This is a genomic window from Pseudomonas sp. 05N434 (genome assembly GCF_056396965.1).
Genome location: NZ_JBFTMK010001015.1, coordinates 1 through 671 on the forward strand (window position 1 = coordinate 1; position 671 = coordinate 671).

Sequence of the window (671 nt, forward strand, 5' to 3'; positions counted from 1 at the left end):
CCCTGTGGCGAGGGAGCTTGCTCCCGTTGGACTGCGCAGCAGTCCCTTCTTTTGGAGATAAGGGGGCCGCTTCGCGCCCCCACGGGAGCAAGCTCCCTCGCCACAATTAGATCAACACGGGATCAAACCATCCCCACCTGCTTCAACTCACTCTTCAGGTACGCGTAATAAATCGGCCCCGCCACCACCCCCGGCAGGCCGAACGCGGCTTCGAACACCAGCATCGCCAGCAGCAACTCCCACGACTTGGCGCTGATCTGCCCGCCTACAATGCGCGCGTTGAGAAAGTATTCGAGCTTGTGGATAAAAATCAGATACCCCAATGCCGCCACCGCCACCCAGATCGACAGCGACAGGCCGACGATGGTGATCAAGGTGTTCGACATCAGGTTGCCGATCACCGGCAACAAGCCGAGCAGGAAGGTCAGCACGATCAGGGTTTTGGTCAGCGGCAGCTTGATCCCGAACATCGGCAGGACCACCGCGAGGAAAATCCCGGTGAAGAAGGTGTTGAGCAGGGAAATCTTGATCTGCGCGAAGACGATATTGCGAAACGCCTGGACCAACAGGTGCAAACGGTCGAACAGCGCCGCGGCCAAGGGCTTGCGCTTGGTCAGGTCCGGTACGCGCTGCAAGGCGATGATCGCCCCCAGTACCATGCCGATCAGCAG

The 671-nt window shown here is 59.8% G+C and carries 1 protein-coding gene; it reads right to left on the reverse strand.

All coding sequences use genetic code 11. The features are described 5' to 3' along the window. Positions 1–122: 122 nt before the first annotated feature. Positions 123–671: AI-2E family transporter (locus AC1DLB_RS31430; protein WP_477786459.1), on the reverse strand; the 549-nt coding region annotated here is incomplete at its 5' end.